The organism is Pseudomonas sp. SDO5215_S409 (assembly GCF_054071325.1).
The window spans coordinates 104,330-130,650 of the sequence record NZ_JBSVWN010000004.1; the positions used below are offsets into that span (position 1 = coordinate 104,330).

Sequence of the window (26,321 nt, forward strand, 5' to 3'; positions counted from 1 at the left end):
CCTGAGTGTTACAGCGCTGTCAGGCGATTGGTCCGCGCGGGTAGCGCGCAAGCTTGTCCATCAGCGCAGAACCGGGGATCGGCCGGTCGAACAGGTAGCCCTGGCCGACGTCGCAACGGTGGCGGCGCAGGAACGCCAGCTGTTCGGCTGTCTCGATGCCTTCGGCCACCACCTTGAGCTTGAGGTTGTGGGCCATGGCGATCACCGCCGAGGTGATTTCCATGTCGTCCTGGTTGTCCGGGATCTCGTGGATAAAGCTGCGATCGATCTTGATGATGTCGATGGGGAATTTTTTCAAGTAACTGAGCGACGAATAGCCGGTGCCGAAGTCGTCCATGGCCAGGGTCAGGCCAAAACTTTTCAGCTGGTCCAGTTGCTGGCGGGTGTCTTCGGTAGCTTCCAGCAGCAACCCTTCGGTCAGCTCCAGTTCCAGCAGGTTGGCCGGCAGTTGTTCCTCGCGCAGGATCGTGGCGATGGAGGCCACCAGGTCCGGGTCGGAAAACTGCTTGGGCGACAAGTTGATCGCCACCTGCAAGTCCCCTTTGCCCGCCGCGCTCAGCTGTTTGCTCATGCGGCAGGCCTGGCGGGCCACCCATTTGCCGATCGGGATGATCAGCCCGGTTTCTTCGGCCACGCTGATGAACTGGTCGGGGCGGATCATGCCTTTTTCCGGGTGGTTCCAGCGCAACAGCGCCTCCATGCCCAAAAGGCGCCCGCTGCGCAGGCACAGCTTGGGCTGGTAAAACACTTCCAGTTCGTTTTGGGTGAGGGCGCGGCGCAGGTTGTTTTCCACAAACAACTTGTAGCTGGCCTCGGCATTCAGCGCCTCGGTGAACACCTGCACCTGGTGTTTGCCGTTGGCCTTGGCCTTGTGCAGCGCCAGGCCCGCGTTGCGCATCAGGGTCTGTGGGTCGCGGCCGTGCAGGGGCGCGCAGGCCAGGCCCACGGAGCCAGTGACGCTGATCAACTGGTTGTCGACAAACATCGGCTTGTCGAGGGTCGCCAGCAACTGGCTGGCGACGTGCTGGCCGTTTTCCAGGTCGGTGTCGTCCAGCAGCACGGCAAATTCGTTACTGGCAAAGCGCGCCAGGCTGCCGCTGGCATTCAGGCTGTTGCGCAGGCGCCGGGCCAGGCTGATCAACAATTTGTCGCCGGTCTGGTGGCCGAGGCTGTCGTTGATCCGCTTGAAGTTGTCGATGTCCACCAGCAGCAGGCTGATCGGGCTGTCGCTGTCGCGTGCGAAGCGTTCGTCCAGGTTGCGGATAAACGCGGGGCGGTTGCCCAGGTTGGTCAGGTTGTCGGTGTAGGCCAGGCGTTCGATGCGCTGCTGGGCCAGCTTGCTCTGGGTGATGTCTTCGTAGATGCCGATGTAGTGGGTCAACTCGCGGTTGTCGCCATACACCTTGGAGATCGACAGCTGCCCCCAGTAGGGCTCCAGGTTTTTGCGCCGGCTCTTGAATTCGCCTTGCCAGCTGTTGCTCTTGGCCAGGCTTGAGGGCGCGTCGAACAACAATTCGCTCAGGTTTTCCAGGGCCGGCAACTGCGCCAGGCGGTGGCCGTGGACCTCCTCGGGGGTGTACTGGGTGATCGCGGTGAAACTGGGGTTGACGTACTCGACCACACCGTCGCAATTGACCAGCAAAAAGGCGTTGGCGCTTTGCTCCACGGCCCGCTGGAACAGGTGCAGCGCGCTGGTGGCGGTGCGTCGGTTGTGGTTGTTGATGACCTGGGCGAACTGGTCGGCCAGCTCACCGGCAAAGGCGATTTCGTCAGACTGCCAGGCCCGCGTGCTGCCGTTTTGCTCAAGGCACAGCACGCCCACCACTTGGCCGTCCACGCGAATGCTGGCGTCGAGCATGGCGTGCACGTTCTTGTCGCGCAGGCTTTCGGCCATTTCCCGGGTGCGGGGGTCGCGCAGGGCGTTGTCGGCATCAATCGCGCGGCTGCTGTGCAGGGCTTCCAGGTAATTGGGGAAACCGCTGACGTCGATCGGTTGCGGCAGGTGGTACTGCTGGTCGGCACGCTGGTAGGCCGAGATCGGCACCAGGTGCTGGTCTTCCAGGTTCCAGAGGCTGGCGCAGTCGATCTGATAGATATCGCACGCGCTGCGGGTGATCAGTTCGGCGGCTTCTTGCAGGGAGTTGCTGGTGCTGTAGCGCTGGCGGGCCAGCAGCAGGATCAAGGCCTGCTGGGCGCGCACCCGTTCCAGGTGTTGCAGTTGTTCTTGCTGGGCGCGTTGGTTGAGTTCCAGGGCGATTTGCAGGCGGCTGTTCTGGCTTTCCAGGTCGGCGGCCGGGGCGCTGGTGGCTGCCTGCCCATCCACCACCATCAGGTAGCCACGCAGCAGGTGGCGATGGTGTTGTTTGTAGGCCTCGCCCAGCTCCAGCACGCTCAACGGGCCGTCGCTGGTGTGCAACGTGTAGCGCACCTGATAGTGGGGGCTCAGGGCCAGTTGCTGCTGGATGGTGTCATGCAACTGATAGCGCGCCTGCGGCTCCATCAGGCTGGCGTAGGGCGAGCCGATCAGGGCGCACAGTTCCATGGCCGGCAGGCCGAATTGGCGCTCGCAATTGGGGTCCAGGTAGAGCAGGGCCCAGCTAGCCTCATTAAGCCGCTCGAAACGCAGCATACCGAGGCGCGAGGGCACCGGTAGTTGCGTCACGACCTCGGTCGCCAGGCGGGCGACATCGGGTTGGCTTTTCATGGGGAAACTCGCTTGAAAAAATGCGCTTGGCGCCCGGGCTCACGCCCTCTTTACTGTTGCGTGCGGCAAGGTTGCATCATGCGGCACGGGCTGACAAGAGAGGATGAAGGCTAAGTGCTATAAGTGTGTTATCGGCCACAGAGTGGTTTTCTGCAATGCGGCTGACGGGTGGTGAAAAACCGGGTGTGCGTGGCCTGGAAACAGGCAAAAAAAGCCCCGCCAATTGGCGGGGTTGAGGTACGAGCGTGGCGCTCGGAAAACGCTGAAACCAGGCCTTCCCCGGGGGGAAGGCCTGTTGAGGCTTAAAGCAGGATGGTGCGGATGTCGCCCAGCAGTTGGCTCAGGCGCTGCGTGAAGCGGGCAGCGGCGGCGCCGTTGATCACACGGTGATCGTAGGACAGCGACAGTGGCAGCATCAGCTTGGGCTGGAACGCTTTACCGTCCCACACAGGCTGGATGGTGGCCTTGGAAACACCCAGGATCGCCACTTCCGGCGCGTTGACGATTGGCGTGAAGCCCGTCCCGCCAATGTGACCCAGGCTGGAGATGGTGAAGCAGGCGCCTTGCATGTCGTCCGGCGTGAGCTTCTTGTCGCGGGCCTTGGCAGCCAGGGCAGCGGCTTCGGCGGCCAGTTGCAGCAGGCTCTTCTGGTCGACGTTCTTGATGACCGGCACCAGCAGGCCATCTGGGGTGTCGACGGCAAAACCTACGTGCACGTACTTCTTGCGAATGATCGCCTTGCCGCTTGGCGCCAGCGAGCTGTTGAAGTCCGGCAGTTCCTTGAGCAGGTGCGCGCAGGCCTTGAGCAGTAGCGGCAACACGGTCAGTTTCACGCCCGCCTTCTCGGCCACGGCTTTTTGCGCAACGCGGAAAGCTTCAAGCTCCGTGATGTCGGCCTGGTCGAACTGCGTCACGTGCGGAATGTTCAGCCAGCTGGCGTGCAGGCCGGCCGCGCCGATTTGCATCAGGCGGGTCATCGGCACTTCTTCGGTTTCGCCGAAGCGGCTGAAGTCCACGGTACGGATCGGCGGAATGCCCGAGCCGCCGGTCGCAGCGCCGGCAGCCGGGGCTTCCTTGGCCTTTTGCATCATGGCTTTGACGTAAGCCTGCACGTCTTCCTTCAGCACGCGACCATGAGGGCCGCTGGCCGCTACCGCGCTCAGCTCTACGCCGAACTCGCGGGCCAGCTGACGCACGGCAGGGCCGGCGTGAACCTTGGCACCGCTTGGCGCCGCCACGGGAGCGGGCGCCGCTTCAGCTTTTGCAGCAGGCGCAGGTGCAGCAGCCGGAGCCGCCTCAGCCTTGGCTGCTGGAGCCGCTGCGGCCGGAGCCGGAGCTGGAGCTGCTGCAGGTGCAGCGCCTTGTACTTTGAGCTTGAGGATGAAGTCGCCAGTGCCGACTTCGTCTTCGAGCTTGACCGCAATGCTTTCCACCACGCCCGCCGCTGGCGACGGGATCTCCATGGAGGCCTTGTCGGACTCCAGGGTGATCAGCGACTGGTCGGCTTCGACGGTGTCGCCGACCTTCACCAGCAGCTCGATGATCTTGGCCTTGCCCGACGAGCCGATGTCCGGGACATGAATGTCCTGGACCGAGGCTGCCGCCGGTGCAGCGGCCGGGGCCGCGGGGGCCTCGGCAGCCGGTGCAGGCTTTTCAGCTGCGGGGGCAGCAGCAGGTGCCGCCGCCGCCGGGGCCGCGGTCGCGGCGCCTTCGATTTCCAGCTCCAGCAGTTCGTCGCCTTCTTTCAGGCGGTCGCCCAGCTTCACTTTCAGGCTCTTGACCACACCGGCTTTGGGCGCAGGGATTTCCATGCTCGCCTTGTCCGACTCCAGGGTCAGGATGCTCTGGTCGGCTTCGACGGTGTCGCCGACCTTCACAAACAGCTCGATTACTTCACCTTCACCGCTGCCGATGTCAGGTACGCGAATGAGTTCGCTCACAAAAAGTCTCCTCAGCAGTCCAGTGGGTTGCGTTTTTCCGGGTTGATGCCGAACTTGACGATGGCGTCAGCCACCACCTTGGGTTCGATCTCGCCACGGTCAGCCAAGGCTTCCAGGGCTGCCAACACCACGAAATGACGGTCGACTTCGAAGAAGTGACGCAGCTTCTTGCGGCTGTCACTGCGGCCGAAACCGTCGGTGCCCAGGACTTTGAATTCCTTGGACGGTACCCACTGACGAATTTGTTCAGCAAACAGTTTCATGTAGTCGGTGGATGCGATCACCGGGCCCTTACGGCCGTTCAGGCATTCCTCGACATACGTGGTCTGTGGTTTCTGACCTGGGTGCAGGCGGTTGTGACGCTCTACGGCCAGGCCGTCGCGACGCAGTTCGTTGAAGCTGGTAACGCTCCACACGTCGGCGCCGACGTTGAACTCCTCACGCAGGATCTTCGCCGCTTCACGCACTTCGCGCAGGATGGTGCCGGAGCCCATCAGCTGTACGTGGTGCGCAGCTTCCTTGGTGTCTTCTTCGAGCAGGTACATGCCCTTGATGATGCCTTCCTCGACACCGGCCGGCATGGCAGGTTGCTGGTAGGACTCGTTCATCACGGTGATGTAGTAGAAAACGTCCTGCTGCTCTTCGGTCATCTTCTTCATGCCGTCCTGGATGATCACCGCCAGCTCGTAGCCGTAGGTAGGATCAAAGGTGCGGCAGTTCGGGATGGTGGCCGCCAGGATGTGGCTGTGACCATCTTCGTGTTGCAGGCCTTCGCCGTTGAGCGTGGTGCGCCCGGCGGTGCCGCCGATCAGGAAGCCACGGGTGCGGCTGTCGCCAGCGGCCCAGGCCAGGTCGCCGATACGCTGGAAGCCGAACATCGAGTAGAAGATGTAGAACGGCAGCATCGGCTGGTTGTGGCTGGAGTACGAAGTACCGGCTGCGATGAAGGAGCTCATGGCGCCCGCTTCGTTGATGCCTTCTTCGAGGATCTGGCCCTTCTTGTCTTCCTTGTAGAACATCACCTGGTCTTTATCGACTGGCTCGTAGAGCTGGCCGACGGAGGAGTAGATGCCCAACTGACGGAACATGCCTTCCATACCGAAGGTACGGGCTTCGTCCGGGATGATCGGTACGATGCGCGGGCCGATGTCCTTGTCCTTGACCAACTGCGCGAGGATGCGCACGAAAGCCATGGTGGTGGAGATTTCACGGTCGCCCGAGCCGTCCAGGATCGCCTTGAGGGTGTCCAGCGACGGGGTCGGCACGCTGAAGCTCTGGGCACGGCGCTGTGGCACGAAACCGCCCAGTGCAGCGCGGCGTTCGGCCAGGTAACGGGCTTCGGCGCTGTTTGGCTCAGGCTTGAAGAACGGCAGGTTTTCCAGTTCTTCGTCCTTGACCGGGATGTCGAAGCGGTCGCGGAACAACTTCAGACTGTCGACATCGACTTTCTTGGTGTTGTGCGCGGTGTTCTTCGCTTCGCCCGCACCGGTGCCATAACCCTTGATGGTCTTGGCCAGGATGACGGTCGGTTGTTCTTTGTGGTTGACCGCTTCGTGGTACGCCGCGTAGACCTTGTACGGGTCGTGGCCGCCACGGTTGAGTTTCCAGATCTCGTCGTCGGACAGGTCGGCAACCATCGCCTTGAGTTCTGGCGTGTTGAAGAAGTGTTCACGCACGAACGCGCCGTCTTTGGCCTTGTAGTTCTGGTACTCGCCGTCGATGACTTCGTCCATGCGGCGTTGCAGGATACCGTCGACGTCTTTGGCCAGCAGTGGGTCCCAGAAACGGCCCCAGATGACCTTGGTCACGTTCCACTGAGCACCGCGGAACACGCCTTCGAGTTCCTGGATGATCTTGCCGTTGCCGCGAACCGGGCCGTCGAGGCGCTGCAGGTTGCAGTTGATGACGAAGATCAGGTTGTCCAGCTTCTCGCGGCCGGCCAGGGAGATGGCGCCCAGGGATTCTGGCTCGTCGCACTCGCCGTCGCCCAGGAAGCACCAGACTTTCTGCTTGCCTTCGGGGATGAAGCCACGGGCTTCCAGGTACTTCATGAAGCGCGCCTGGTAGATCGCCTGGATCGGGCCCAGGCCCATGGAAACGGTCGGGAACTGCCAGAAATCAGGCATCAGCCACGGGTGCGGGTACGACGACAGGCCGTTACCGTCCACTTCCTGGCGGAAGTTGTTCATGTGGTCTTCGGTGATGCGACCTTCCATGAACGCGCGGGCGTAGACGCCTGGCGAGGTGTGGCCCTGGAAGTAGATCAGGTCGCCGCCGTGTTCGTCGGTCGGGGCCTGGAAGAAGTAGTTGAAGCCGATGTCATACAGGGTGGCGCTGGACGCAAAGCTTGAGATGTGACCGCCCAGGTCAGAGTCTTTCAAGTTCGTGCGCATGACCATCGCCATGGCGTTCCAGCGTACCAGCGAGCGAATGCGGCGTTCCATGAACAGGTCGCCAGGCATGCGTGCTTCGTGGGTCACAGGAATGGTGTTGCGGTACGGCGTAGTGATGGCGTAAGGCAGTTGCGAACCGCTGCGGGTTGCAAGTTCGCCCATACGGGTCATCAGGTAGTGAGCACGGTCTTCGCCTTCTTTGTCGAGAACCGATTCCAGGGCGTCCAGCCATTCCTGGGTTTCGACGGGATCGAGGTCTTGCATGGCTTGCTCCAGGGCGGAAAGGCTACCAGAATCGGTTGCCTGAAGTTTGCGACTGGCCTTGTGGGCAGACGACATAAATTCTTGGATGGTCGGAGGTTGCTCCGGCGGCCTGTAGTTTTACTACAAATCGTCGGCCATTTCAGCCTTTCGAATGTATATACGAGTAGTAAAACTACACAAGATCGAGCGGATTGCTCCATCTGGCGGGTGAGCATAATCGTTATTGTTGATCTTTTGCGAATAAGAAAAGGTAGAAATTTAATGTTGACTGCCAAAATTAATAATTTTTCAGCTATTTCTAACTTTTGTTCGACAGTCCTTCACCAAGCGTGGACCTTCGGTTCACGACCACCGGCCATTTACGCGCCGATCAAGGATAGACCATGAGCCTTCCAACGCTGGCGAAAATGCCGGTAGAACTGCTGCCGTTCGTCAGTCGCGCCGAGCAATCCTTTCGCGCCGCCGTCGCTCAGTTGGACAGCGACCAGGGCCTTTCCAGCTGGACCGCACAGCGCTGGGCCGACTTCGCCCGGGTGTGCGCCGCCAGCGATTTTGTGCTTGAACAAAGTGTGCGTGACCCGCTCATGCTGCTCGAACTGGTGGCCTGGGGCGAACTGGACCGCGCCTTCGCCCCCGCCGAACTGTGCGGGCAGATCGCCAGCGCCGTGCAGCAGGCCCAGACCGAAGACGAACTGGGCCGCGCCCTGCGTCGCCAGCGCACCCGCCAGCAAGTGCGCATCATCTGGCGCGACCTGACCCGCCAGGCCGACCTGGTGCAAACCTGCCGCGACCTGTCGGACATGGCCGACGCCAGCATCGACCAGGCCTACCAATGGCTTTACCCGCGCCACTGCGTGCAATTTGGCACCCCCACCGGGCGACGCAGCGGCGAGCCACAGCACATGGTCATCCTGGGCATGGGCAAGCTGGGCGCGGTGGAGCTTAACCTGTCGTCGGACATCGACCTGATCTTCGCCTACCCCGAAGGCGGCGAAACCGTGGGCGTCAAACGCGCTCTGGACAACCAGGAATTTTTCATCCGACTGGGACAAAAGCTGATCAAGGCCCTGGACCCGATCACCGTCGACGGCTTTGTGTTTCGCGTCGACATGCGCCTGCGCCCCTACGGGTCGGCCGGTGCGCTGGTGCTCAGCTTCAATGCGCTGGAGCAGTACTACCAGGACCAGGGCCGCGACTGGGAACGCTACGCCATGATCAAGGCCCGCGTGGTGGCGGGTGACCAGGTGGCCGGTGGGCAGTTGCTCGAGATGCTGCGCCCGTTCGTGTACCGGCGTTACCTGGACTTTTCCGCCATCGAAGCGCTGCGCACCATGAAGCAGCTGATCCAGCAGGAAGTGCGGCGCAAAGGCATGGCCGACAACATCAAGCTGGGCTCGGGCGGCATCCGCGAGGTGGAGTTCATCGCCCAGGCGTTCCAGCTGATCCACGGCGGTCGCGATCTGAGCCTGCAACAGCGCCCGCTGCTTAAAGTGCTCGGCACCCTTGAGGGCCAGGGTTACTTGCCGCCTGCGGTGATCGCCGAATTGCGCGAAGGCTACGAATTTCTGCGCTACACCGAACACGCGATCCAGGCGATCGCCGACCGCCAGACCCAAATGCTGCCCGACGGCCCCGAAGACCAGGCGCGCATCGCGTTCATGCTGGGTTTTGCCGACTGGGCGGCGTTTCATGAGCGCCTGATGCATTGGCGTAGCCGAGTGGACTGGCACTTTCGCCAGGTCATCGCCGACCCGGACGAAGAAGAGGGCGCAGAGAGCGAACTGGTCGTGGGCGGTGAATGGTTGCCGCTGTGGGAAGACTCCCAGGATGAAGACGCCGCCTGCCGTCAGTTGCAGGACGCGGGCTTCACCGATGCCCCCAAGGCCCTGAACGCCCTGACCGGCCTGCGCAACAGCTCCCAGCTGCGCTCGATGCAGCGCCTGGGCCGCGAGCGGCTCGACGCGTTCATCCCGCGCCTGTTGGCCCAGGCGGTGGAGCACGCCAACCCGGACCTGGTGCTGGAGCGCGTGTTGCCGCTGGTCGAAGCCGTCGCCCGGCGTTCCGCCTATCTGGTGCTGCTCACCGAAAACCCCGACGCCCTGCGCCGCCTGCTGACCCTGTGCGCCGCCAGCCCCTGGATCGCCGAACAGATCGCCCGCTTCCCGTTGCTGCTTGACGAGTTGCTCAATGAAGGCCGCCTGTTCAAGCCGCCGCTCGCCCCGGAGCTGGCGGGCGAACTGCGCGAGCGCCTGACCCGCATTCCCGAAGACGACCTGGAGCAGCAGATGGAGGCCCTGCGCCACTTCAAGCTCGCTCACCGCCTGCGCGTCGCTGCGTCGGAGATCTCCGGCAGCCTGCCGTTGATGAAAGTCAGCGACTACCTGACCTGGCTCGCCGAAGCCATCCTGGAACAAGTGCTGGCCCTGGCCTGGCGCCAGACCGTCGCCCGCTACGGCTCGCCGCAACGGGCGGACGGCAGCTTGTGCGACCCGGGCTTTATCATTGTGGGCTACGGCAAAGTCGGCGGGATCGAGCTGGGGCACGGCTCGGACCTGGACCTGGTGTTTATCCACGACGGCGACCCGCAAGCCGAAACGGACGGCGCCAAACCCATCGACGGTGCGCAGTTCTTTACCCGGCTGGGCCAGCGGATCATCCACCTGTTGACCACCCAGACCAACTCCGGCCAGTTGTACGAAGTGGACATGCGCCTGCGCCCGTCCGGCGCGTCGGGGCTGTTGGTCAGCTCGCTGGGGGCGTTTGCCCGCTACCAGGAAAACGAAGCCTGGACCTGGGAGCACCAGGCGCTGGTGCGCGCCCGGGTGCTGGTGGGCTGCCAGCAAGTGGGCCGCGACTTTGAAGCCGTGCGCGCCCGCGTGCTGGGCCGCACGCAAGACCTGGACACCTTGCGCCAGGCCGTCAGCGAGATGCGCGCCAAGATGCGCGACAACCTGGGCACCAAGTCCACCGGGGCCGGAATGGCGAGTAATGCCTTCGAGCCTTCAGTACCGTTCGACCTCAAGCAGGACGCCGGAGGTATCGTCGATATTGAATTTATGGTGCAATACGCGGCTTTGGCGTGGTCAGCAGAACACCCGTCGTTGCTGCGCTACACCGACAATATTCGCATCCTGGAGGGCCTGGAACAGGTGGGGCTGATGCCCGCCGCCGATGCCCAACTGCTGCGCGAGGTGTATAAGGCCTACCGTTCCGCCGCGCACCGCCAGGCCTTGCAAAACGAGGCGGGCACCGTGGCCGGGGACCAGTTCGCGGACGAGCGGCGCCAGGTGCAGCGAATCTGGCATGAGCTGGGGTTAAGCTGAAACACTATTAAGGCGGGGAGGCATGAGCCTCCCCGTATCGTTTGTGGAAACTACATGAATATTCTGATCGTTGGGCCCAGTTGGGTCGGTGACATGGTGATGGCGCAGACACTGTTCCAGTGTTTGAAACAACGTCATCCCGACTGTGCAATCGACGTGCTTGCCCCCGAGTGGAGCCGGCCGATCCTGGAGCGCATGCCCGAGGTGCGCACGGCCTTGAGCTTTCCGCTCGGCCACGGCGCGCTGGAGCTGGCGACCCGCCGGCGCATCGGTAAATCCCTGGCCGGCCAGTACGATCAGGCCATCTTGTTGCCCAACTCGATGAAGTCGGCCCTGGTGCCGTTTTTTGCCGGCATCCCCAAACGCACCGGCTGGCGGGGCGAGTTCCGCTACGGCTTGCTCAATGATGTGCGCAAGCTCGACAAAGACCGCTACCCGCTGATGATCGAGCGCTTCATGGCCCTGGCCTACGCGCCGGGCGCCGCGTTGCCCACGCCGTACCCGCGCCCGAGCCTGCAAATCGACCCGGTCACCCGCGACGCCGCCCTGGCCAAGTTTGGCCTGGAGCTCGACCGCCCGGTGCTGGCGCTGTGCCCAGGGGCGGAGTTTGGCGAGTCCAAGCGCTGGCCGTCGGACCATTACGCCAAGGTGGCCGAAGCGAAGATCCGCGAAGGCTGGCAGGTGTGGCTGTTTGGCTCCAAGAACGATCACGCGGTGGGCGAGGACATCCGCCAGCGCCTGATCCCGGGCCTGCGCGAAGAAGCCGTCAACCTGAGCGGCGACACCTCCCTGGCCGAGGCCATCGACCTGCTGTCCTGTGCCGACGCGGTGGTGTCCAACGACTCGGGCCTGATGCACGTGGCTGCGGCGCTCAATCGCCCGCTGGTGGCGGTGTACGGCTCCACCTCGCCGGGCTTTACCCCGCCGCTGGCCGACCAGGTCGAAGTGGTGCGCCTGGGCCTGGAATGCAGCCCGTGCTTTGAACGCACGTGCCGGTTCGGCCATTACAACTGCCTGCGCCAATTGCTGCCCCCGCCGGTCAACGACGCGTTGCAGCGGTTGAGCGGCGACGCGGTCGAGGTGCGCTGAGTTGCGCGTACTGCTGATCAAGACCTCCTCGTTGGGCGACGTGATTCATGCGTTGCCCGCCCTGACCGACGCCGCGCGAGCGATCCCGGGCATCCGCTTTGACTGGGTGGTGGAAGAAGGTTTCGCCGAGATCCCCACCTGGCACCCGGCGGTCGACAAGGTGATCCCGGTGGCCATCCGCCGCTGGCGCAAAAACCTCTGGCAAACCTTCAAGAGCGGCGAATGGCGGCGCTTCAAACAGCGCGTGCAGGCGACCAAATACGACCTGGTGATCGACGCCCAGGGCCTGCTCAAAAGTGCCTGGCTGACCCGCTACGTGCGTGCGCCGGTGGCGGGTTTCGACAAGCAGTCGGCGCGTGAGCCGCTGGCGGCGCGGTTTTATTCGCGTCGCCTGGCGGTGGCCCGTGGGCAGCATGCGGTGGAACGCCTGCGCCAGTTGTTCGCCGTGGCGCTGGGCTACGATTTGCCGCAGCGCCTGGGTGACTACGGCCTGAACGTCGACACACTGGTAGGCCTGCCGCCGAAAAAGCCGTTTGTACTGCTGCTGCACGGCACCACCTGGGACACCAAGCACTGGCCCGAAGCCTACTGGCGCGAACTGGCCGAGCGCATGGGCAGCCTGGGCGTGGACGTCAAACTGCCGTGGGGCAACGCGGCCGAGAAAGCGCGGGCCCAGCGCCTGGCCCAGGGCCTTAAAAACGCCGAAGTGCTGCCCAAGCTCAACCTGGCGGGCGTGGCCCGTGTGTTGGCGGGCGCCAAGGCCTGTGTGGCGGTCGACACCGGCCTTGGCCACCTGGCCGCCGCGCTGGACGTGCCGACCATTTCCCTGTTCGGCCCTACCAACCCGGGCCTGACCGGCGCCTATGGCAAGGCACAGATCCACCTGGGCAGCGACTTCCCCTGCGCGCCGTGCCTGCAAAAACACTGCACCTATCAACCGACGGCCGAAGATCAGCGTCGGTATGACATCAAGCGCGAGTGGCCACTGTGTTTCACTCGCCTGAACCCCGAGCGTGTCGCAAGCCGGCTGAGCACGTTGTTACTGGCTGAGGAACACTGATGCAACTGGCTTTTGTCCTATACAAATACTTCCCCTTTGGCGGCCTGCAGCGTGACTTCATGCGCATCGCCTTGGAGTGCCAGCAGCGCGGCCACCAGATTCGCGTGTACACGCTGATCTGGGAAGGCGACGTGCCGCCGGGCTTTGAAGTGCTGGTGGCGCCGGTCAAGGCGTTCTTCAACCATCGGCGCAACGAAAAGCTCAGCGCCTGGATGGCCGCTGACCTGGCCAAGCGCCCGGTGGACCGCCTGATTGGCTTTAACAAAATGCCCGGCCTGGACGTGTACTACGCCGCCGACGGCTGCTTTGAAGACAAGGCGCAAAACCTGCGCCATTCGCTGTACCGCAGCTTTGGCCGCTACCGGCACTTTGCCGAGTACGAGCGTGCGGTGTTTGCCAAGGACGCCAAGACCCAGGTGCTGATGATCTCCGAAGTGCAGCAGCCGCTGTTCATCAAGCACTACGACACCCCGCTTGAGCGCTTCCACCTGCTGCCGCCGGGCATCGCCCTGGACCGCCGCGCGCCGCCGGACGCGGCCGAGATCCGCGCGCAGTTTCGCGCCGAATTCAAGCTGGGCGATGACGATTTGCTGCTGGTGCAGATCGGCTCCGGCTTCAAGACCAAGGGCGTGGACCGCAGCCTCAAAGCGCTGGCCGCCTTGCCAGCCGAGCTGAAAAAACGCACCCGTCTGTTTGTAATCGGCCAGGACGACCCCAAAGTATTCCAATTGCAGAGTGCCACCTTGGGGCTGGGCGACAACGTGCAGTTCCTCAAGGGCCGCAGCGATATCCCGCGTTTTCTGCTGGGCGCCGATGTGTTGGTCCACCCGGCGTACAACGAAAACACCGGCACCGTGTTGCTCGAAGCCTTGGTGGCCGGGTTGCCGGTGCTTGTTTCGGCCGTGTGCGGGTACGCCCATTACATCGCCGAAGCCGACAGCGGCCTGGTACTGGACGAACCGTTTGAACAAACGCAGCTCAACCAATACCTGGAGCGCATGCTCACCGGCACCGCGCAGCGCGCGACCTGGGGCCGCAACGGGTTGGCGTTTGCCCAGGCGGCCGACCTCTACAGCATGCCGCAGCACGCGGCGGACGTGATTCTGGCGGAGCCAAAGTGATGAAGTTGATGCTTGCCGAACCCTTCAAGACGCTCTGGGCGGGGCGTGACGCCTTTGTCGAAGTCGAGAAGCTGCAAGGCCAGGTGTTCCGTGAACTGGCGGCGCGCCGTACGTTGCGCACCGAAGTGGATGGCCGCGCGTATTTCGTCAAGATCCACCGGGGCATCGGCTGGGGCGAAATCTTCAAGAACCTGGTCACCGCCAAGCTGCCGGTGCTCGGCGCGGGCCTTGAATGGCAGGCGATTGAGCGCCTGCAGGCCCTTGGCGTGCCGACCATGACCGGCGTGGCGTTTGGTGAAAAGGGCCGCAACCCTGCCGACCAACACTCGTTCATCGTCACCGAAGAACTGGCGCCCACCCTGAGCCTTGAAGACGTGACGGTGGACTGGGTCAAGCAACCGCCCGAGCCTGCCATCAAGCATGCACTGACCGCAGAACTCGCCCGCATGGTCGGCGCGATGCACCGGGGCGGCGTGAACCACCGCGATTGCTACCTGTGCCATTTTTTGCTGCACACCGACCGGCCCCTGGCTGTCGACACGCTCAAACTGTCGGTCATCGACCTGCACCGCGCCCAATTGCACGCCGTGCTCCCCACGCGCTGGCGCAACAAGGACCTGGCGGCGCTGTATTACTCGGCGCTGGAGATCGGCCTGACCCAACGCGACAAACTGCGGTTTCTCAAAACCTACTTCCAGCAACCGCTGCGCCAGATCCTGAGTGAGCAGGCGCACCTGCTCAGCGGCCTTGAGCGCAAGGCGGCCAAGCTCTATGCGCGCAAACAACGTTACGGGGATGCGCTCTGATGGCGGGTTGGAACCTGGAACCTGCCTACGCGGCACTGGCGGATGACTTTGGCAGCCTTGAAGCGGTGTTTGCCCTCGAGGGCGAGCGCCTGACCAAAGACCCGCTGTCCGAAGTGATCCGGGTGCAGCGCGGCGGGGTCCAGTACTACGTCAAACGCTACAACGGCGCTGGCAAGGGCCTGCGCCGTTACCTGGGCAAGCCGCGGGTCAAGTCCGAATGGCAGAACCTCAAGCGTTTTGCCAAGTGGGGCATTCCCACGGCCGATGTGGTGGCCTGGGGGCTGGAGCGCAACGGCCTGGCTTATGAGCGCGGGGCAATGATCACCCGCGAGCTGCCCCGGACCGAAGACCTGTCGGCGCTGGCCGACCGCAACGACCCGCGTTTGTCCGACCCTGCGTGGGTCAATGCCATCAGCCGCCAGCTGGCTGAATACACCCGAACCCTGCACGAGCACAGGTTTACCCACAACGACTTGAAGTGGCGCAACCTGCTGGTCGATGACCAGCAGACCCTGTACCTGATCGATTGCCCCAACGGGGATTTCTGGCGCGGTTTCTGGCTCAAGTACCGCATCACCAAGGACCTGGCCTGCCTGGACAAAGTGGCCAAGTATCACTTGTCGGCCACCCAGCGCCTGCGTTTCTACATGCAATACCGGCAGCGCAAACACCTGAGTGCGTCGGACAAACAGCGAATTCGCCACGTGGTGAAGTTTTTCGAGGGACGCGAATGAGTGACTTCCTGGCGGCCGATGACCGTGCCCTGTTGGAGCGTAATGGCCTGGGCTCTTTCGACGCGTTGTGGGCCAAGCAACTGGACGCGGTGGACGAACCCAACACCAGCCGTGGCGGCTGGAGCAGCGTGTTTCGCCTGGAGCTTGAAGGCACTGCGTACTACCTCAAGCGCCAGAGCAACTACCTGACCCGCACCTTGCACAGCCCGTTGGGCGAGCCGAGTTTTGCCCGCGAGTTTCGCAACATCAGCCGGTATCGCACGCTGGGCATTCCCGCGTTGCAGGCCGCGTTTTTTGGCGAACGCAAAGTGAACGGCGAGCGCCGGGCCATCCTGCTGACCCGCGCGCTGGATGGCTGGAATGACCTGGACTCACTGCTCGAGCATTGGGCGCAACTGAGCGCTAGCCAACAACAGGCGATCCTTGTGGCCTGCGGCCAACTGGCGCGGCACCTGCACCGCGTTGGCCAGGTGCATGGCTGCTTTTACCCCAAGCATATTTTCCTGCAACCGCGTGGCGATATTTATGCCGCGCAGTTGATCGACCTGGAGAAAACCCGCCCGCTGCTGTTTGGCCGACGTGACCGGGTCAAGGACCTGGAACCGCTGCTGCGCCGCGCCCCGCAATGGTTGGATGCGCAGGTGCGGCAGCTGTTGGCCGCCTACCTGGAACAACCCGAAGGCAGCGCCCCGGTGACCGACTGGTTGCACCGCCTCACGGCCCGCCGCAGCCACAAGGAGAACCGCTGATGCGTTTGTCCGAGCTGAAAAACGCCGGCCGCACGCCAAGCCTGCCGTTGAGTATCGAGCTGGCGGACGCCGCAGGCCCGGGGCAACTGCAACTGCTGACGCTGCTGCGAGTGCTGCCCGGCGAGCGCTACGTGGGCGCGGCGGTGTGGCGCGGTCGCCCGGTGCTGGCCAAGTTGCTGGTGGGCGCCAAGGCGGCGCGGCATTTTCAGCGTGAGCGCGACGGTGTGCGGCAATTGGCCGGGCAAGGCCTGACCACCCCCACCTTGCTCGCCGACGGTTTGCAAGACGGCGAGGGCGGCTGGCTGTTGTTCGACTACCTGGAAAACGCCCAGAGCCTGGCCCAGGCCTGGCAAGCCGTGCAAGCCTTGCCACCGCTGGCCGACGCGCAGCAAGTGGTGCTCGGCGAGGCCTTGGAGGCGATTGCCCGGATGCACGCCAAAGGCCTGTGGCAACAAGACCTGCACCTGGACAACCTGCTGCGCCACGACGGCCAGCTCTACCTGATCGACGGCGCCGGGATTTGCGTCGAAGAGGCGGGCAAGCCGCTGTCTCGCCAGCGCGTGCTGGACAACCTTGGGGTGTTTTTTGCCCAGTTGCCGAAAAACCTCGAACCGTTCACCGAAGAACTGCTGGTGCATTACCTGCTGAGCAACGGCGAACACGCGTTGCCGCTGGAGGCCCTGCAAAAGCAGGTGGACAAAGTCAGCGCCTGGCGCCTCAAAGACTTCCTGGGCAAGGTAGGCCGCGAGTGCACCTTGTTCAGTGTGGTGCGCGGGCCGTTCGCCCTGCGCGCTGCGCGCCGCAACGAAGAAGCGGCGATGCTGCCGGTACTGGCGCAGGCCGACGCCTTGCTCGACCAGGGCCACCTGTACAAGACCGGCGGCGCGGCCAGTGTCGCCAAAGTCGACGTCGCCGGCCGCCCGCTGGTGATCAAGCGCTACAACATCAAAGGCTTCACCCATTGGCTCAAGCGCTTCTGGCGCCCCAGCCGGGCGTGGCACTCCTGGCGCGAAGGCAACCGCCTGGCGTTTCTGGGCATCGCCACGCCCGCGCCGCTGGCCCTGCTGGAAAAGCGCTTTTTCTGGCTGCGCCGCCGCGCCTACCTGATCACCGAGTACCTGCCGGGGCCGGACATCATCGAGCGTTTTGCCCCCTACGTGGAACGGGGCGATGCGCCCGAAGCCGAGCTGCTGGCCCTCGACGAGCTGTTTGCCGAGCTGATCCGCGAGCGCATCAGCCACGGTGATTTCAAGGGCCACAACCTGTTCTGGCATGACGACCGCTGGGCGCTGATCGACCTGGACTCGATGTGCCAACACACCAGCCTCGCCAGCTTCGCCCCGGCCTACGCCAAGGACCGCGCGCGGTTCATGCGCAACTGGCCCGACAGCAGCGCGCTGCACCGGGTGATCGACCAGCGTCTGCCCAAACACCCGGGGGCGCCCGGCTAAACTGTTGCCCGGGCAACAGCGGTTGGACAGTTATGCGGTTCACAACACAGCCAGGTCGCGTCTTGCGGTGCTATCTGGCTGATTTGACTCACTAAAATTTATGGCACGGGCTCTGCAATAACACCGGGTGAACCCCCTTCACCCCTCGTTCAGCGGAGCCTTGTATGCCGTGCACCCGTTTCTCGCTTTCGCGTTTCATCTGGCTGGGCGCAGCGTTGCTGCTGGGCCATGCCGCCGTCTCCCAGGCCAGCGAGGGCGATGAGGCCGTGCCGTCCCTGGCGGGCAAACGCATCGCCGTGAGCATGACCGGCACCAGTCATTACTTCGACATCAAGGCGTTCCAGGCGCAGGTCGACGAGATCAAGCGCCTGGGCGGCACGCCCATCACCCTGGACGCGGGGCGCAATGACAAAAACCTGGTGACCCAATTGCAGACCGTGGTCACCCAGAAACCCGACGCGGTCATCCAGACCCTGGGCACCCTCAGCGTCATCGACCCGTGGCTCAAGCGCATCAGCAAGGCGGGTATCCCGCTGTTCACCATCGACGCGCCCTCGCAGTACAGCCTCAACAACACCACCTCCGACAACGTCGCCACCGGACGGGCGCTGGCCGACCAGCTGATCAAGGACACCGGCGGCAAAGGCAAGATCCTGGTGTTCAATGGCTTTTACGGCGTGCCGGTGTGCGCGATCCGCTACGACCAGTTGAAGCTGGCGCTCAAGGACCACCCGCAACTGGAAATCATCCAGCCAGAACTGCGTGACGTGATCCCCAACAACGTGCAGGACGCTTACTCCCAAGTCTCGGCACTGCTCAACAAGTACCCGGCGGGCAGCATCTCGGCGATCTGGGCCGCGTGGGACATCCCACAACTGGGCGCCAGCAAGGCGTTGATCGATGGCAAGCGCACCGAGATCAAGACCTACGGTGTGGACGGCACCCCCGAAGTGCTGGAACTGCTCGGCCAGCCCGGCTCGCCCGTTGGCGCGGTGGTGGCGCAACAGCCCGCGCTGATCGGCAAGACCGCTGTGCAAAACGTGGCGCGCTACCTGGCGGGCCAGCGTGACCTGCCCAAGGAAACCCACGTGCCTACGCTGCTGACCACCGCCAGCAACCTGGCGCAGGTCCAGCAGTTGCGGGGTGACTGATGGCGGCGGTCCCGGCGTTGCACTTGCAGCACTTGCACAAACGCTTTGGCGCCACGCTGGCGCTGGATGACGCGAGCCTTCAGGTGAGACGCGGCACCGTGCATGGCCTGGTCGGCGAAAACGGCGCGGGCAAGTCCACCCTGATCAAGATTCTGGCGGGTATCCACAAGGCCGACGCCGGGCACGTGAGCATCGACGGCCAGGTGCCCGCTGCGCTTTCGCCGCGCCAGGTTGAGGCGTTGGGTGTGCAGTTCATTCATCAGGAGCGTCTGCTGCCCACGCGGTTTACCGTGGGCGAGGCGCTGTTTTTCGGGCATGAGCTGCGCCGGGGTCCGTTTGTGGACCGACGCCGACAGCAGCGCGAGGCCGAACGCCTGCTGGCGGAATATTTTGAGTTGCAACTGCCGGCCGGGGCCCTGGTCGCCGAGTTGAACAGCGCCGAGCGCCAGGTGCTGCAAATCACCCGGGCGCTGATTCGCCAGCCCAAGATCCTGGTGTTCGACGAGCCCAGCGTGGCGTTGGTCAAGCGTGAGGTCGACCAACTGCTGCGCATCGTCCGGCGTCTGCGCGAGCAGGGGTTATCGGTGCTGTACATCTCCCATTACTTGCAGGAAATCGACAGCCTGTGTGATGAGGTCACGGTGCTGCGCAACGGGCGCGACGTGGCGGTGGTGGAACCCCGGCACACTTCCAGCGCGCAGATCGCCCGGCTGATGGTCAACCGCGAGGTGCAGGAGATGTACCCCAAGGCGGTGGTCGAGCCGGGCGCGCCGTTGCTGCAGGTGCGCGGGCTGAGCCTGGCCCGGCGCTATCGGCACATCGACCTGCACGTGCGGCGCGGCGAAATCGTCGGCCTCACCGGGCTGGTGGGCTCGGGCGCTAAAGAATTGTTCAAGACCCTGTTCGGGCTGGAGCGCGCCGACAGCGGCAGCGTGCACCTGGACGGGCGCCTGCTGTCCCTGCGTTCGCCCGGCCAGGCGATTGCCGAGGGCATCGCGCTGGTGCCAGAGGAACGGCGCAGCCACGGCATTGCGCCGGTGCTGTCGGTGCTGGAAAACCTGACCCTGGCCGGGCTTGGGCAGTTCAGCCGCTGGGGCTTTTTGAACCGTCGTCGGGAGCAGGCGCAAAGCCTGCAACTGATCGAAGAACTGGCGATCAAGACACCGGGCCCGCACGCGGCGGTCAGCCAGCTCAGCGGGGGCAATCAGCAAAAGGTCGCGCTGGGCAAATGGCTCAGCCGCCGTTCGGCGGTGTACCTGCTGGACGAGCCCTGCGTCGGCGTGGACGTGGGGGCCAAGGTGGAGATTTACCGGTTGATCGGGCGATTGGTGCAAGAGGGCGCGGCGGTGTTGGTGTTGAGTTCGGATTTGCCGGAGTTGCTGGGCATCAGCGACCGGATTGTGGTGATGCACCGGGGGGCGATTGCCGCAGAGTTTCGCGCGGGCGAGGCCAGCAGCGACCAGTTGCTGGCGTGCGCCACGGGTGCGGTGCCTGCGCCGGTGGGTATCGCTCCGGTGCGGGAGGTGGTGCATGTCCCAGCTTGAGGCGGTCCCGGGCGTGTCCCGGCAGTGGGGGGTGTTGTTGCTGCGGCGCGGCTCGGTGGGTGTGTTTATTGCCATTTTGCTGGGCTTTGCGTTGACGGCGCCGAACTTTTTGTCTGCGGGCAACCTGGCCAATGTGTTCAGCCAGTCGGCGGTGTTGGGGGTGCTGGCCTTTGGGTTGACCTGCGTGATCATCGGCGGCGGCTCCAATGTGGTGGCGGGCGGGCTGGACCTGTCACTGGCGGCCAACCTGGGCTTGTGCGCCGCGGTGTTCAGCCGCTTGAACAATGCGGGCGTGGAACTCGGGCTCAGCCTGCTGCTGACCCTGGGCTGCGGCCTGGCGGTGGGCGCGGTGAACGGGCTGGCCGTGGTGGTGCTGCGCCTGCCGCCGCTGTTGGCGACGCTGGCCAGCATGAACGTGCTGGCCGGGCTTGAGCTGGTGCTCACCGAAAACACCGTGGTGCCCACCGACTCGCCGCTGTTGGACGTGCTCAGCGGCGGCACCTGGCTGGCGGTGCCGGCCCTGGCGTGGGTGTTGCTGGTGAGCGCGGCGGCGCTGACGCTGCTGGTCCAGCATTCGCCCTACGGCCTGCGCTTGCAGGCGGTGGGCGATTACCCGCAGGCCGCCAGTGCGGCGGGTATCCGCACGGCGGCGTATGTGTTTTCCAGTTATGTGTTGGCGGGCGCCTGCGCGGGCGTGGCCGCGTTGTGTTCGGCGGCGTTGTTCAGCGGCAGCACCACGGGCTCCGGCGACCTGTTGTTGTCGGTGGTGGCGATCGCCTTTTTGGGCGTGGTGTTTTCCCGGCGACTGGTGGCGAGCATTCCCGGCACCTTGCTCGCGACCTTGCTGATCGGCTTTCTGGTCAACGGGTTCCAGTTGCTGAACGTGTCGAGCTTTTGGGTCAACGGCGTGCAGGGCGTGCTGATTTTGCTGGTGGTCGCCGCCTCCAGCGCCTTGAGCCGGGGCGTGCACCCATGAGCCAGGTCTCCACCCGGGCAGCGCCCGGTGCGGTGTGGCGCCGGGTGTTGCCGCTGACGTTACCGCTGCTGTTTGTGGCGATTGTGCTGGTGTTCGCCTGGCAGGCGCCGGGGTTTCTCAGCGGCGGGAACCTGAAAAGCCTGGTGCTGAACAACTTTGTGCTGCTGGCGATTGTGGCCATCGGCATGACCTACGCGGTGGCGGCGGGCGGCATTGATTTGTCGGTGGGCACGGCGCTGGATTTTGCCAGCTTCAGTTTTGTGGTGCTGCTCAACGCCGGGCACGGGCTCAGCGTGGCCGTGGCGGGCGCCCTGGGCGCAGGCTTGTTGGTGGGGCTGTTCAATGCCGGGCTGATTGCGGGGCTGCGGATCAGCCCGTTCCTGGCCACGTTGGGCACCCTGTTTATCGGCACCAGCGCCCAGCAGTTGCTGTCGGACGGCGGGCAGCCGATCTACATCGCGCAGGGGCTCAAGCCCGGGTTCACCGGCCTGAGCGCGCTGGGCCTGCCCCTGCCATTGCTGGTGGTGCTCGGGTTGGCGCTGGTCTACGGCCTGGTCCTGGCGCGTGGCCGCCTGGGCCGTGAACTGCTGGCCCAGGGCACTCAACCCTTGCTGGCGTATTACTCGGGGTTGTCGGTGCGCCGCATCATCACCGCGGTGGTGCTGGCCAGCGCCCTGGCGTGCGCCGTGGCCGGGGTGTTGCTCAGCTCGACGGTGAGCGCGTATGTGCCGTTGTCGGGCAACGCGTTTTTGCTCAACGCCATTGGCGCGGTGTTCATCGGCACCACCTTGAGCCGCCAGGGCCGGGCAAACATTGCGGGGACGTTGCTGGGGGTGTTGTTTATCAATGTCATCGCCAATGGCCTGTTGCTGATCGGCTGGAACTTCTACTGGCAGCAGGTGGCCACGGGCGTGTTGATCTTTGTGGTGCTGGTGTTCAGTTTTGTCAGCCGGCGGGTGCTGGAGCGTTATTGAGGGGTGGGTGCTGCACGCCGCCGCCCATGGCGAGGAACAGGTCCACCGTTTGCAGGTACTGCTCGCCGCGTGCCTGCACCAGTTGCAGCTCGGCCAATTGCTGCAGGCGCTGGGTTTGCACCACTTGCACGATGCCCGCATTGCCCACCCGATAGGCTTCACGCGTCATGCGCAGCGCGGTGTCTGCCGAGTCGAGGGCCTGTTGTTCGGCGCGCACTTGGGCGGCGGCGTTTTCCAGGCCGTGCAGGCTTGCGCTCACTTGTTCGAAGGCCTTGAGCACGGTTTGCTGGTACGCGGCAAAGGTGGCCTGATAGGCGTCTTCGGTGGCACGTTTGCGCGCCGACAACGTACCGCCGTGAAATACCGGCCCGGCGAGCCCACCGATCAGGCTCCATGCGGTGTCGGCAGGCCCCGAGAACAGCGACTCACCGCTCAGGCTGGCGCTCAGGGTCAGGTGCGGGTAGAGGTCTGCCGTGGCCAGGCCGACCTCGGCATTGGCCGCCTGCAACCGGGCTTCGGCCGCCAGGATGTCGGGGCGAAGGTGCACGAGGGCGGACGGCACCGCCACGGGTACGTCTGACGGCAAGTGCAGGCCGGACAGGTCAAAGTCCGGGGCCTGCCAGCGGGCTTGCGTGGTGCCCACCAGGGTGGTCAGTGCGCCGCTTGCCACGGCCAGGGCCTGGGCCAGCGGCGGCAGGCTGGCGCGGTCACGGTCCAGTTGGCTTTGCGCCAGGGTCAGGTCCAGTGGGGCGGCGACGCCTGCGTTGACCGCACTGTGTACCAGTTGCAGGTTGTGTTCATCGTTTTCGATCACCGCCTGGAGCGCCTGGATCTGCCCGCGCAGCACGGCCATGCGCAGTGCTTGGCGCACGGCGCCGCCGGTCACTTCCAGGTGTGCGGCGTGCAGGGCTTGTTGCTCGACCTGCGCGTTGGCAGACGCCCATTGCACTTGCCGCTGCGCGCCGCCGAACACGTCCAGGTCATAGGTCGCCCGCAGCCCGCCCCCGTAGGCGGAAAACAGCGGGAACGTGCTGGCCTCAGGGCCAAAGCCGGTGGCGCCGACTTTGGTGCGCCCGGCGCTGGCTTGCGCATCGACTTGCGGCAGCAGGCCGCCGTTGGCCATGGCGATGCCTTCCTGGGCTTTGGCCAGGTTGGCGCGGGCGATGGCCAGCGACGGGTTCTGCGCCAGGGCAAGCGCCACGGTGCGGTCGATGTCCGGGGCGTTCAGGCTTTTCCACCAGTCCTTGCGCACGGCTTGGCCGTCGTCGAGGCGTGGGCCCTTGTCGGTGCGCGAAAGATAGCCCTGATCCTGGGGCGCGGCGGGCGCCGAGTACTCGGGGCCGACCATGCAGCCAGTAAGGGCGGTGCCCAGCAGCAGGGCGATAAGGGTGAGTTTGTAAGCGGTGTTCATGGTCAGTGCGCCTCACCGGTGTTGCCGGTTCTGGTTTTTTTCAGGAGGAGTACGGCGATAAAGGCAAGCCCCAGCAGCGCACTCTGAAAAATGATGGTGTCGCTGAAGGCCAGGATCGACGCCTCGCGTCGAATCAGCCGGCCGATGTCCACCAGGGCCTGGTGCCGGGCGAATTCGGGGTCGCTCACGCCCTTGGACAGGAACCATTGCGTCAGTTGGTCGAGCCGCTGGCGGGTGGGTTCATTGAGCAGCGAGACGTTTGGGGTGATCACATCGGAATGGTATTTGCCGCTGTGGCTCATGAAGGTCTGCAACACGGCGATGCCGATGGCGCCGCCCAGGTTGCGCGTCATGTTGAACAGCGCGGCGGCAGAACCTGCGTGTTCACGTTCGATGCCTGCGACGGCGATGGCCGACAGCGGCGTCATGACCAATACCTGGCCCAGTGCGCGAATCAGGCTGGAGGCGATGAACTGGGGGCCGGCGAAACTCATCGACAGGTCAGTGGCCAGCAGGCTGCCGACAATCAGGATCAGATAGCCTGCGGTCACCAGCTTGCGCGGGTCGAAGCGGCGCATCAGCGCGGGCACCAGCGGCAGCATCAGCAGTTGCGGAATGCCGATCCAGATCAGCACATAGCCGACCTGCTCGGAGTTGTAGCCGTGGATGCGCGCCAGGTACAGCGGGAGGATATAGACCCAGGTGTACATCGACAGGCCAAAGAAAAAGTTGGCCAGGGTGCCCAGGCCGAAATTGCGCCGGGCCAGCAGGCGCAGTTGCAACAGCGGGGCTTTGCGCCGCAGTTGCACGCACACGAACACGCTCAGGGCCACGGCTGCGATCACGCTCAGGCGCACGATGAAAGGCGAGCCGAACCAGTCATCTTTTTCGCCTTCTTCGAGCACGGTTTCCAGGCAACCCAGGCCGATGGCGATGCTGAGGATGCCCCACCAGTCGCCCTGGCGCAGCAGGTGCAACTGGCGCGGTTCGGCGTCCAGCGAAAACCACAGCAGGGCGAGCATGATCGAGCCGGGCAGCAGGTTGACGAAAAAGATCGCCTGCCAGCCGAACGTCTGGTTGAAGTAGCCGCCAATCACCGGCCCGATGGACGGGGCGAAGATCGCCGACACCGAGTAAATCGACAGCCCGATGGCGTGCTTGGACGGCGGCAGGCGGGTCATGATGATCGAGAACGCCAGCGGGATCAGTACACCGCCGGCAAAGCCCTGCATGGCGCGCACCACGATCATCTGGCCCAGGTTTTGGGTGAAGGCACAGGCCACGGTGAACACCAAGAACAGCACGGTATTGGTCAGCAGGTAGGTGCGCGTGGAAAACACCCGCGCCAGCCAGGCGCTCATGGGGATCACGATGATTTCGGCCACCAGGTAGGCGGTGGTGATCCAGCCGCCCTCGTCGGAGCCTGCGCCGATGGCGCCCTGGATGTCGCTCAGGGAGGAGCTGACGATCTGGATGTTGAGGATCGCCAGAAACGCCCCCAGCGCGGCGCCGACGACGGCGACCCAGGTGCGTACCGAGACGTGGTCGGTGTTATTCGTCATGGCGCTCACCTTGGGTGCGGGTGTCGACGGCGGCGGTGACCGACATGCCAGGGCGCAGGCGCCCGGCCAGTTCACCGGCGCTTGAAAACACGATCTTCACCGGGATGCGCTGCACAATCTTGGTGAAGTTGCCGGTGGCGTTGTCCGGCGGCAGCAGGCTGAACTCCGCACCGCTGGCGGGGGCCAGCGTGTCGATGTGGCCGGTCAGGTCGTGGCCGGGAAAGGTGTCGATGCTGACCCGCGCCAGTTGCCCCGGGTGCACGTTGAGCAGTTGGGTTTCCTTGAAGTTGGCGAGCACGTACACCTGGTCCAGCGGCACCAGGGCCATCAATTGCGTACCCGGCTGCACGAACTGCCCCAGGCGCACGGTGCGGGCGGTGACGGTGCCGTCGATGGGCGCGATGATCCGGGTGTGGCTCAGATTCAGCTCGGCCTGGCCGCGCAGGGTCTGGGCACTGGCCAGGCGCGCCACGGCGAGTTCGTGTTGGTGGGTGAGGATGTCCACCTGTTGGCGGGCGCTCAGGGCGGCGGCTTGCAGGCGCGCAAGGTTGGCGGTCTGGGTCTTGGCGTCGGTGACGGCGTTGTCGGCCAACTCCTGTGAGCTGTAGCCGACCTGCGCCATGGCGCGGCGGCGGGCCTCGTTGCGCTGGGACAGGTCCAGGGTGGCACTGGTGGCGGCTACACTGGCATCGGCCTGGCGAATCATCGAGGCTTGCGCCACCAATTGCGCGTCTAACTGCGCGACGCCCGCCGTGGCGGCGACCACGGCGGCGCTGGCGTCGTCAAAGGCAAAGCGCAGGTCGCGCTCGTCGATCGTGGCCAGCAGTTGCCCGGCCTTGACCGTCTGGTTGTCCGCCACCAGCAGTGTTTGGATGTAGCCGCCGACCTTGGGCGACACCAGGGTGGAGTCGGCCTTGATGTAGGCGTCGTCGGTGCTTTCGATAAAACGCCCGGTGGTCCAGTAGTGCAGGCCTTGCACCAGGACCAGAACGAGCACGGCGGTGGCGATCAGGAGCGGGGCGGCCCGGGTCACGTATCGACGAGGTGATAACCGGGGTTGGTTGCTCCC

Annotated in this window: 18 protein-coding genes; 12 read left to right on the forward strand and 6 right to left on the reverse strand. The window is 64.4% G+C overall.

Features of this window, described 5'->3' with window-relative positions; genetic code table 11:
• Positions 1 to 19 precede the first annotated feature (19 nt).
• The 3 genes from ACW9H9_RS03295 to aceE form a co-directional block, all read right to left on the reverse strand.
• Positions 20 to 2,704 (reverse strand): putative bifunctional diguanylate cyclase/phosphodiesterase, encoded by a 2,685-nt coding sequence (locus tag ACW9H9_RS03295; RefSeq protein ID WP_457341581.1) that lies wholly within the window; start codon positions 2,702 to 2,704, stop codon positions 20 to 22.
• Between the two features lie 302 nt (positions 2,705 to 3,006).
• Positions 3,007 to 4,644: a dihydrolipoyllysine-residue acetyltransferase gene (gene aceF / locus ACW9H9_RS03300; protein ID WP_457341582.1), complete on the reverse strand. Its 1,638-nt coding sequence runs from the start codon at positions 4,642 to 4,644 to the stop codon at positions 3,007 to 3,009.
• Between the two features lie 11 nt (positions 4,645 to 4,655).
• Positions 4,656 to 7,301 (reverse strand): pyruvate dehydrogenase (acetyl-transferring), homodimeric type, encoded by a 2,646-nt coding sequence (gene aceE, locus ACW9H9_RS03305; RefSeq protein WP_457341583.1) that lies wholly within the window; start codon positions 7,299 to 7,301, stop codon positions 4,656 to 4,658.
• A 383-nt stretch (positions 7,302 to 7,684) separates the two neighbouring features.
• On the opposite strand from aceE, the gene glnE reads away from it, so the two are divergent.
• From glnE to ACW9H9_RS03365, 12 genes are all read left to right on the forward strand, one after another.
• Positions 7,685 to 10,624 (forward strand): bifunctional [glutamate--ammonia ligase]-adenylyl-L-tyrosine phosphorylase/[glutamate--ammonia-ligase] adenylyltransferase, encoded by a 2,940-nt coding sequence (gene glnE, locus ACW9H9_RS03310; RefSeq protein ID WP_457341584.1) that lies wholly within the window; start codon positions 7,685 to 7,687, stop codon positions 10,622 to 10,624.
• A gap of 54 nt (positions 10,625 to 10,678) precedes the next feature.
• Positions 10,679 to 11,713, forward strand: a complete 1,035-nt coding sequence (waaF, locus tag ACW9H9_RS03315; protein ID WP_457341585.1) for a lipopolysaccharide heptosyltransferase II — start codon at positions 10,679 to 10,681, stop codon at positions 11,711 to 11,713.
• A 1-nt stretch (position 11,714) separates the two neighbouring features.
• Positions 11,715 to 12,773: a lipopolysaccharide heptosyltransferase I gene (gene waaC / locus ACW9H9_RS03320; RefSeq protein ID WP_457341586.1), complete on the forward strand. Its 1,059-nt coding sequence runs from the start codon at positions 11,715 to 11,717 to the stop codon at positions 12,771 to 12,773.
• Positions 12,773 to 13,894, forward strand: coding sequence for a glycosyltransferase family 4 protein (locus tag ACW9H9_RS03325; protein ID WP_457341587.1), 1,122 nt, complete (start codon positions 12,773 to 12,775; stop codon positions 13,892 to 13,894). Before waaC ends, ACW9H9_RS03325 begins: the two co-directional genes overlap by 1 nt.
• Complete coding sequence (gene rfaP, locus ACW9H9_RS03330; protein ID WP_457341588.1) at positions 13,894 to 14,700, forward strand: lipopolysaccharide core heptose(I) kinase RfaP; 807 nt, start codon at positions 13,894 to 13,896, stop codon at positions 14,698 to 14,700. The genes ACW9H9_RS03325 and rfaP overlap by 1 nt, the downstream gene beginning before the upstream one ends.
• Entirely contained in the window at positions 14,700 to 15,434 is a 735-nt protein-coding gene (locus ACW9H9_RS03335; protein ID WP_457341589.1) for a lipopolysaccharide kinase InaA family protein, read from the forward strand. Before rfaP ends, ACW9H9_RS03335 begins: the two co-directional genes overlap by 1 nt.
• The gene (locus tag ACW9H9_RS03340) at positions 15,431 to 16,183 is read left to right on the forward strand and encodes a lipopolysaccharide kinase InaA family protein (RefSeq protein ID WP_457341590.1); all 753 of its coding nucleotides are present in this window, start codon (positions 15,431 to 15,433) and stop codon (positions 16,181 to 16,183) included. The genes ACW9H9_RS03335 and ACW9H9_RS03340 overlap by 4 nt, the downstream gene beginning before the upstream one ends.
• The gene (locus ACW9H9_RS03345; RefSeq protein WP_457341591.1) at positions 16,183 to 17,634 is read left to right on the forward strand and encodes a lipopolysaccharide kinase InaA family protein; all 1,452 of its coding nucleotides are present in this window, start codon (positions 16,183 to 16,185) and stop codon (positions 17,632 to 17,634) included. The genes ACW9H9_RS03340 and ACW9H9_RS03345 overlap by 1 nt, the downstream gene beginning before the upstream one ends.
• A 164-nt stretch (positions 17,635 to 17,798) precedes the next feature.
• Positions 17,799 to 18,785 (forward strand): sugar ABC transporter substrate-binding protein, encoded by a 987-nt coding sequence (locus tag ACW9H9_RS03350; protein ID WP_457341592.1) that lies wholly within the window; start codon positions 17,799 to 17,801, stop codon positions 18,783 to 18,785.
• A complete protein-coding gene (locus ACW9H9_RS03355) occupies positions 18,785 to 20,329 on the forward strand; it encodes a sugar ABC transporter ATP-binding protein (protein WP_457341593.1) in 1,545 nt (514 codons plus the stop codon). The genes ACW9H9_RS03350 and ACW9H9_RS03355 overlap by 1 nt, the downstream gene beginning before the upstream one ends.
• Positions 20,316 to 21,305 (forward strand): ABC transporter permease, encoded by a 990-nt coding sequence (locus tag ACW9H9_RS03360; protein ID WP_457341594.1) that lies wholly within the window; start codon positions 20,316 to 20,318, stop codon positions 21,303 to 21,305. Before ACW9H9_RS03355 ends, ACW9H9_RS03360 begins: the two co-directional genes overlap by 14 nt.
• Positions 21,302 to 22,279 (forward strand): ABC transporter permease, encoded by a 978-nt coding sequence (locus ACW9H9_RS03365; RefSeq protein WP_457341595.1) that lies wholly within the window; start codon positions 21,302 to 21,304, stop codon positions 22,277 to 22,279. The genes ACW9H9_RS03360 and ACW9H9_RS03365 overlap by 4 nt, the downstream gene beginning before the upstream one ends.
• On the opposite strand, the gene ACW9H9_RS03370 is transcribed toward ACW9H9_RS03365, so the two are convergent.
• From ACW9H9_RS03370 to ACW9H9_RS03380, 3 genes are read right to left on the reverse strand one after another with little or no spacing between them, the layout of a single operon-like run.
• Entirely contained in the window at positions 22,251 to 23,690 is a 1,440-nt protein-coding gene (locus tag ACW9H9_RS03370) for an efflux transporter outer membrane subunit (protein ID WP_457341596.1), read from the reverse strand. The genes ACW9H9_RS03365 and ACW9H9_RS03370 overlap by 29 nt on opposite strands.
• 2 nt (positions 23,691 to 23,692) lie before the next feature.
• A complete protein-coding gene (locus ACW9H9_RS03375) occupies positions 23,693 to 25,252 on the reverse strand; it encodes an MDR family MFS transporter (RefSeq protein WP_457341597.1) in 1,560 nt (519 codons plus the stop codon).
• Positions 25,242 to 26,285 (reverse strand): HlyD family secretion protein, encoded by a 1,044-nt coding sequence (locus ACW9H9_RS03380; RefSeq protein ID WP_457370417.1) that lies wholly within the window; start codon positions 26,283 to 26,285, stop codon positions 25,242 to 25,244. The genes ACW9H9_RS03375 and ACW9H9_RS03380 overlap by 11 nt, the downstream gene beginning before the upstream one ends.
• Positions 26,286 to 26,321: the final 36 nt, after the last annotated feature.

Excerpts from the sequence above, each read along its gene's own strand:
- ACW9H9_RS03295 (WP_457341581.1), bottom strand. The coding sequence starts at position 2,704 with ATGAAAAGCCAACCCGATGTCGCCCGCCTGGCGACCGAGGTCGTGACG.
- aceE (WP_457341583.1), bottom strand. The coding sequence starts at position 7,301 with ATGCAAGACCTCGATCCCGTCGAAACCCAGGAATGGCTGGACGCCCTG.
- glnE (WP_457341584.1), top strand. The coding sequence starts at position 7,685 with ATGAGCCTTCCAACGCTGGCGAAAATGCCGGTAGAACTGCTGCCGTTC.
- waaF (WP_457341585.1), top strand. The coding sequence starts at position 10,679 with ATGAATATTCTGATCGTTGGGCCCAGTTGGGTCGGTGACATGGTGATG.
- ACW9H9_RS03325 (WP_457341587.1), top strand. The coding sequence starts at position 12,773 with ATGCAACTGGCTTTTGTCCTATACAAATACTTCCCCTTTGGCGGCCTG.
- rfaP (WP_457341588.1), top strand. The coding sequence starts at position 13,894 with ATGAAGTTGATGCTTGCCGAACCCTTCAAGACGCTCTGGGCGGGGCGT.
- ACW9H9_RS03335 (WP_457341589.1), top strand. The coding sequence starts at position 14,700 with ATGGCGGGTTGGAACCTGGAACCTGCCTACGCGGCACTGGCGGATGAC.
- ACW9H9_RS03340 (WP_457341590.1), top strand. The coding sequence starts at position 15,431 with ATGAGTGACTTCCTGGCGGCCGATGACCGTGCCCTGTTGGAGCGTAAT.
- ACW9H9_RS03345 (WP_457341591.1), top strand. The coding sequence starts at position 16,183 with ATGCGTTTGTCCGAGCTGAAAAACGCCGGCCGCACGCCAAGCCTGCCG.
- ACW9H9_RS03350 (WP_457341592.1), top strand. The coding sequence starts at position 17,799 with ATGCCGTGCACCCGTTTCTCGCTTTCGCGTTTCATCTGGCTGGGCGCA.
- ACW9H9_RS03355 (WP_457341593.1), top strand. The coding sequence starts at position 18,785 with ATGGCGGCGGTCCCGGCGTTGCACTTGCAGCACTTGCACAAACGCTTT.
- ACW9H9_RS03360 (WP_457341594.1), top strand. The coding sequence starts at position 20,316 with ATGTCCCAGCTTGAGGCGGTCCCGGGCGTGTCCCGGCAGTGGGGGGTG.
- ACW9H9_RS03365 (WP_457341595.1), top strand. The coding sequence starts at position 21,302 with ATGAGCCAGGTCTCCACCCGGGCAGCGCCCGGTGCGGTGTGGCGCCGG.
- ACW9H9_RS03370 (WP_457341596.1), bottom strand. The coding sequence starts at position 23,690 with ATGAACACCGCTTACAAACTCACCCTTATCGCCCTGCTGCTGGGCACC.
- ACW9H9_RS03375 (WP_457341597.1), bottom strand. The coding sequence starts at position 25,252 with ATGACGAATAACACCGACCACGTCTCGGTACGCACCTGGGTCGCCGTC.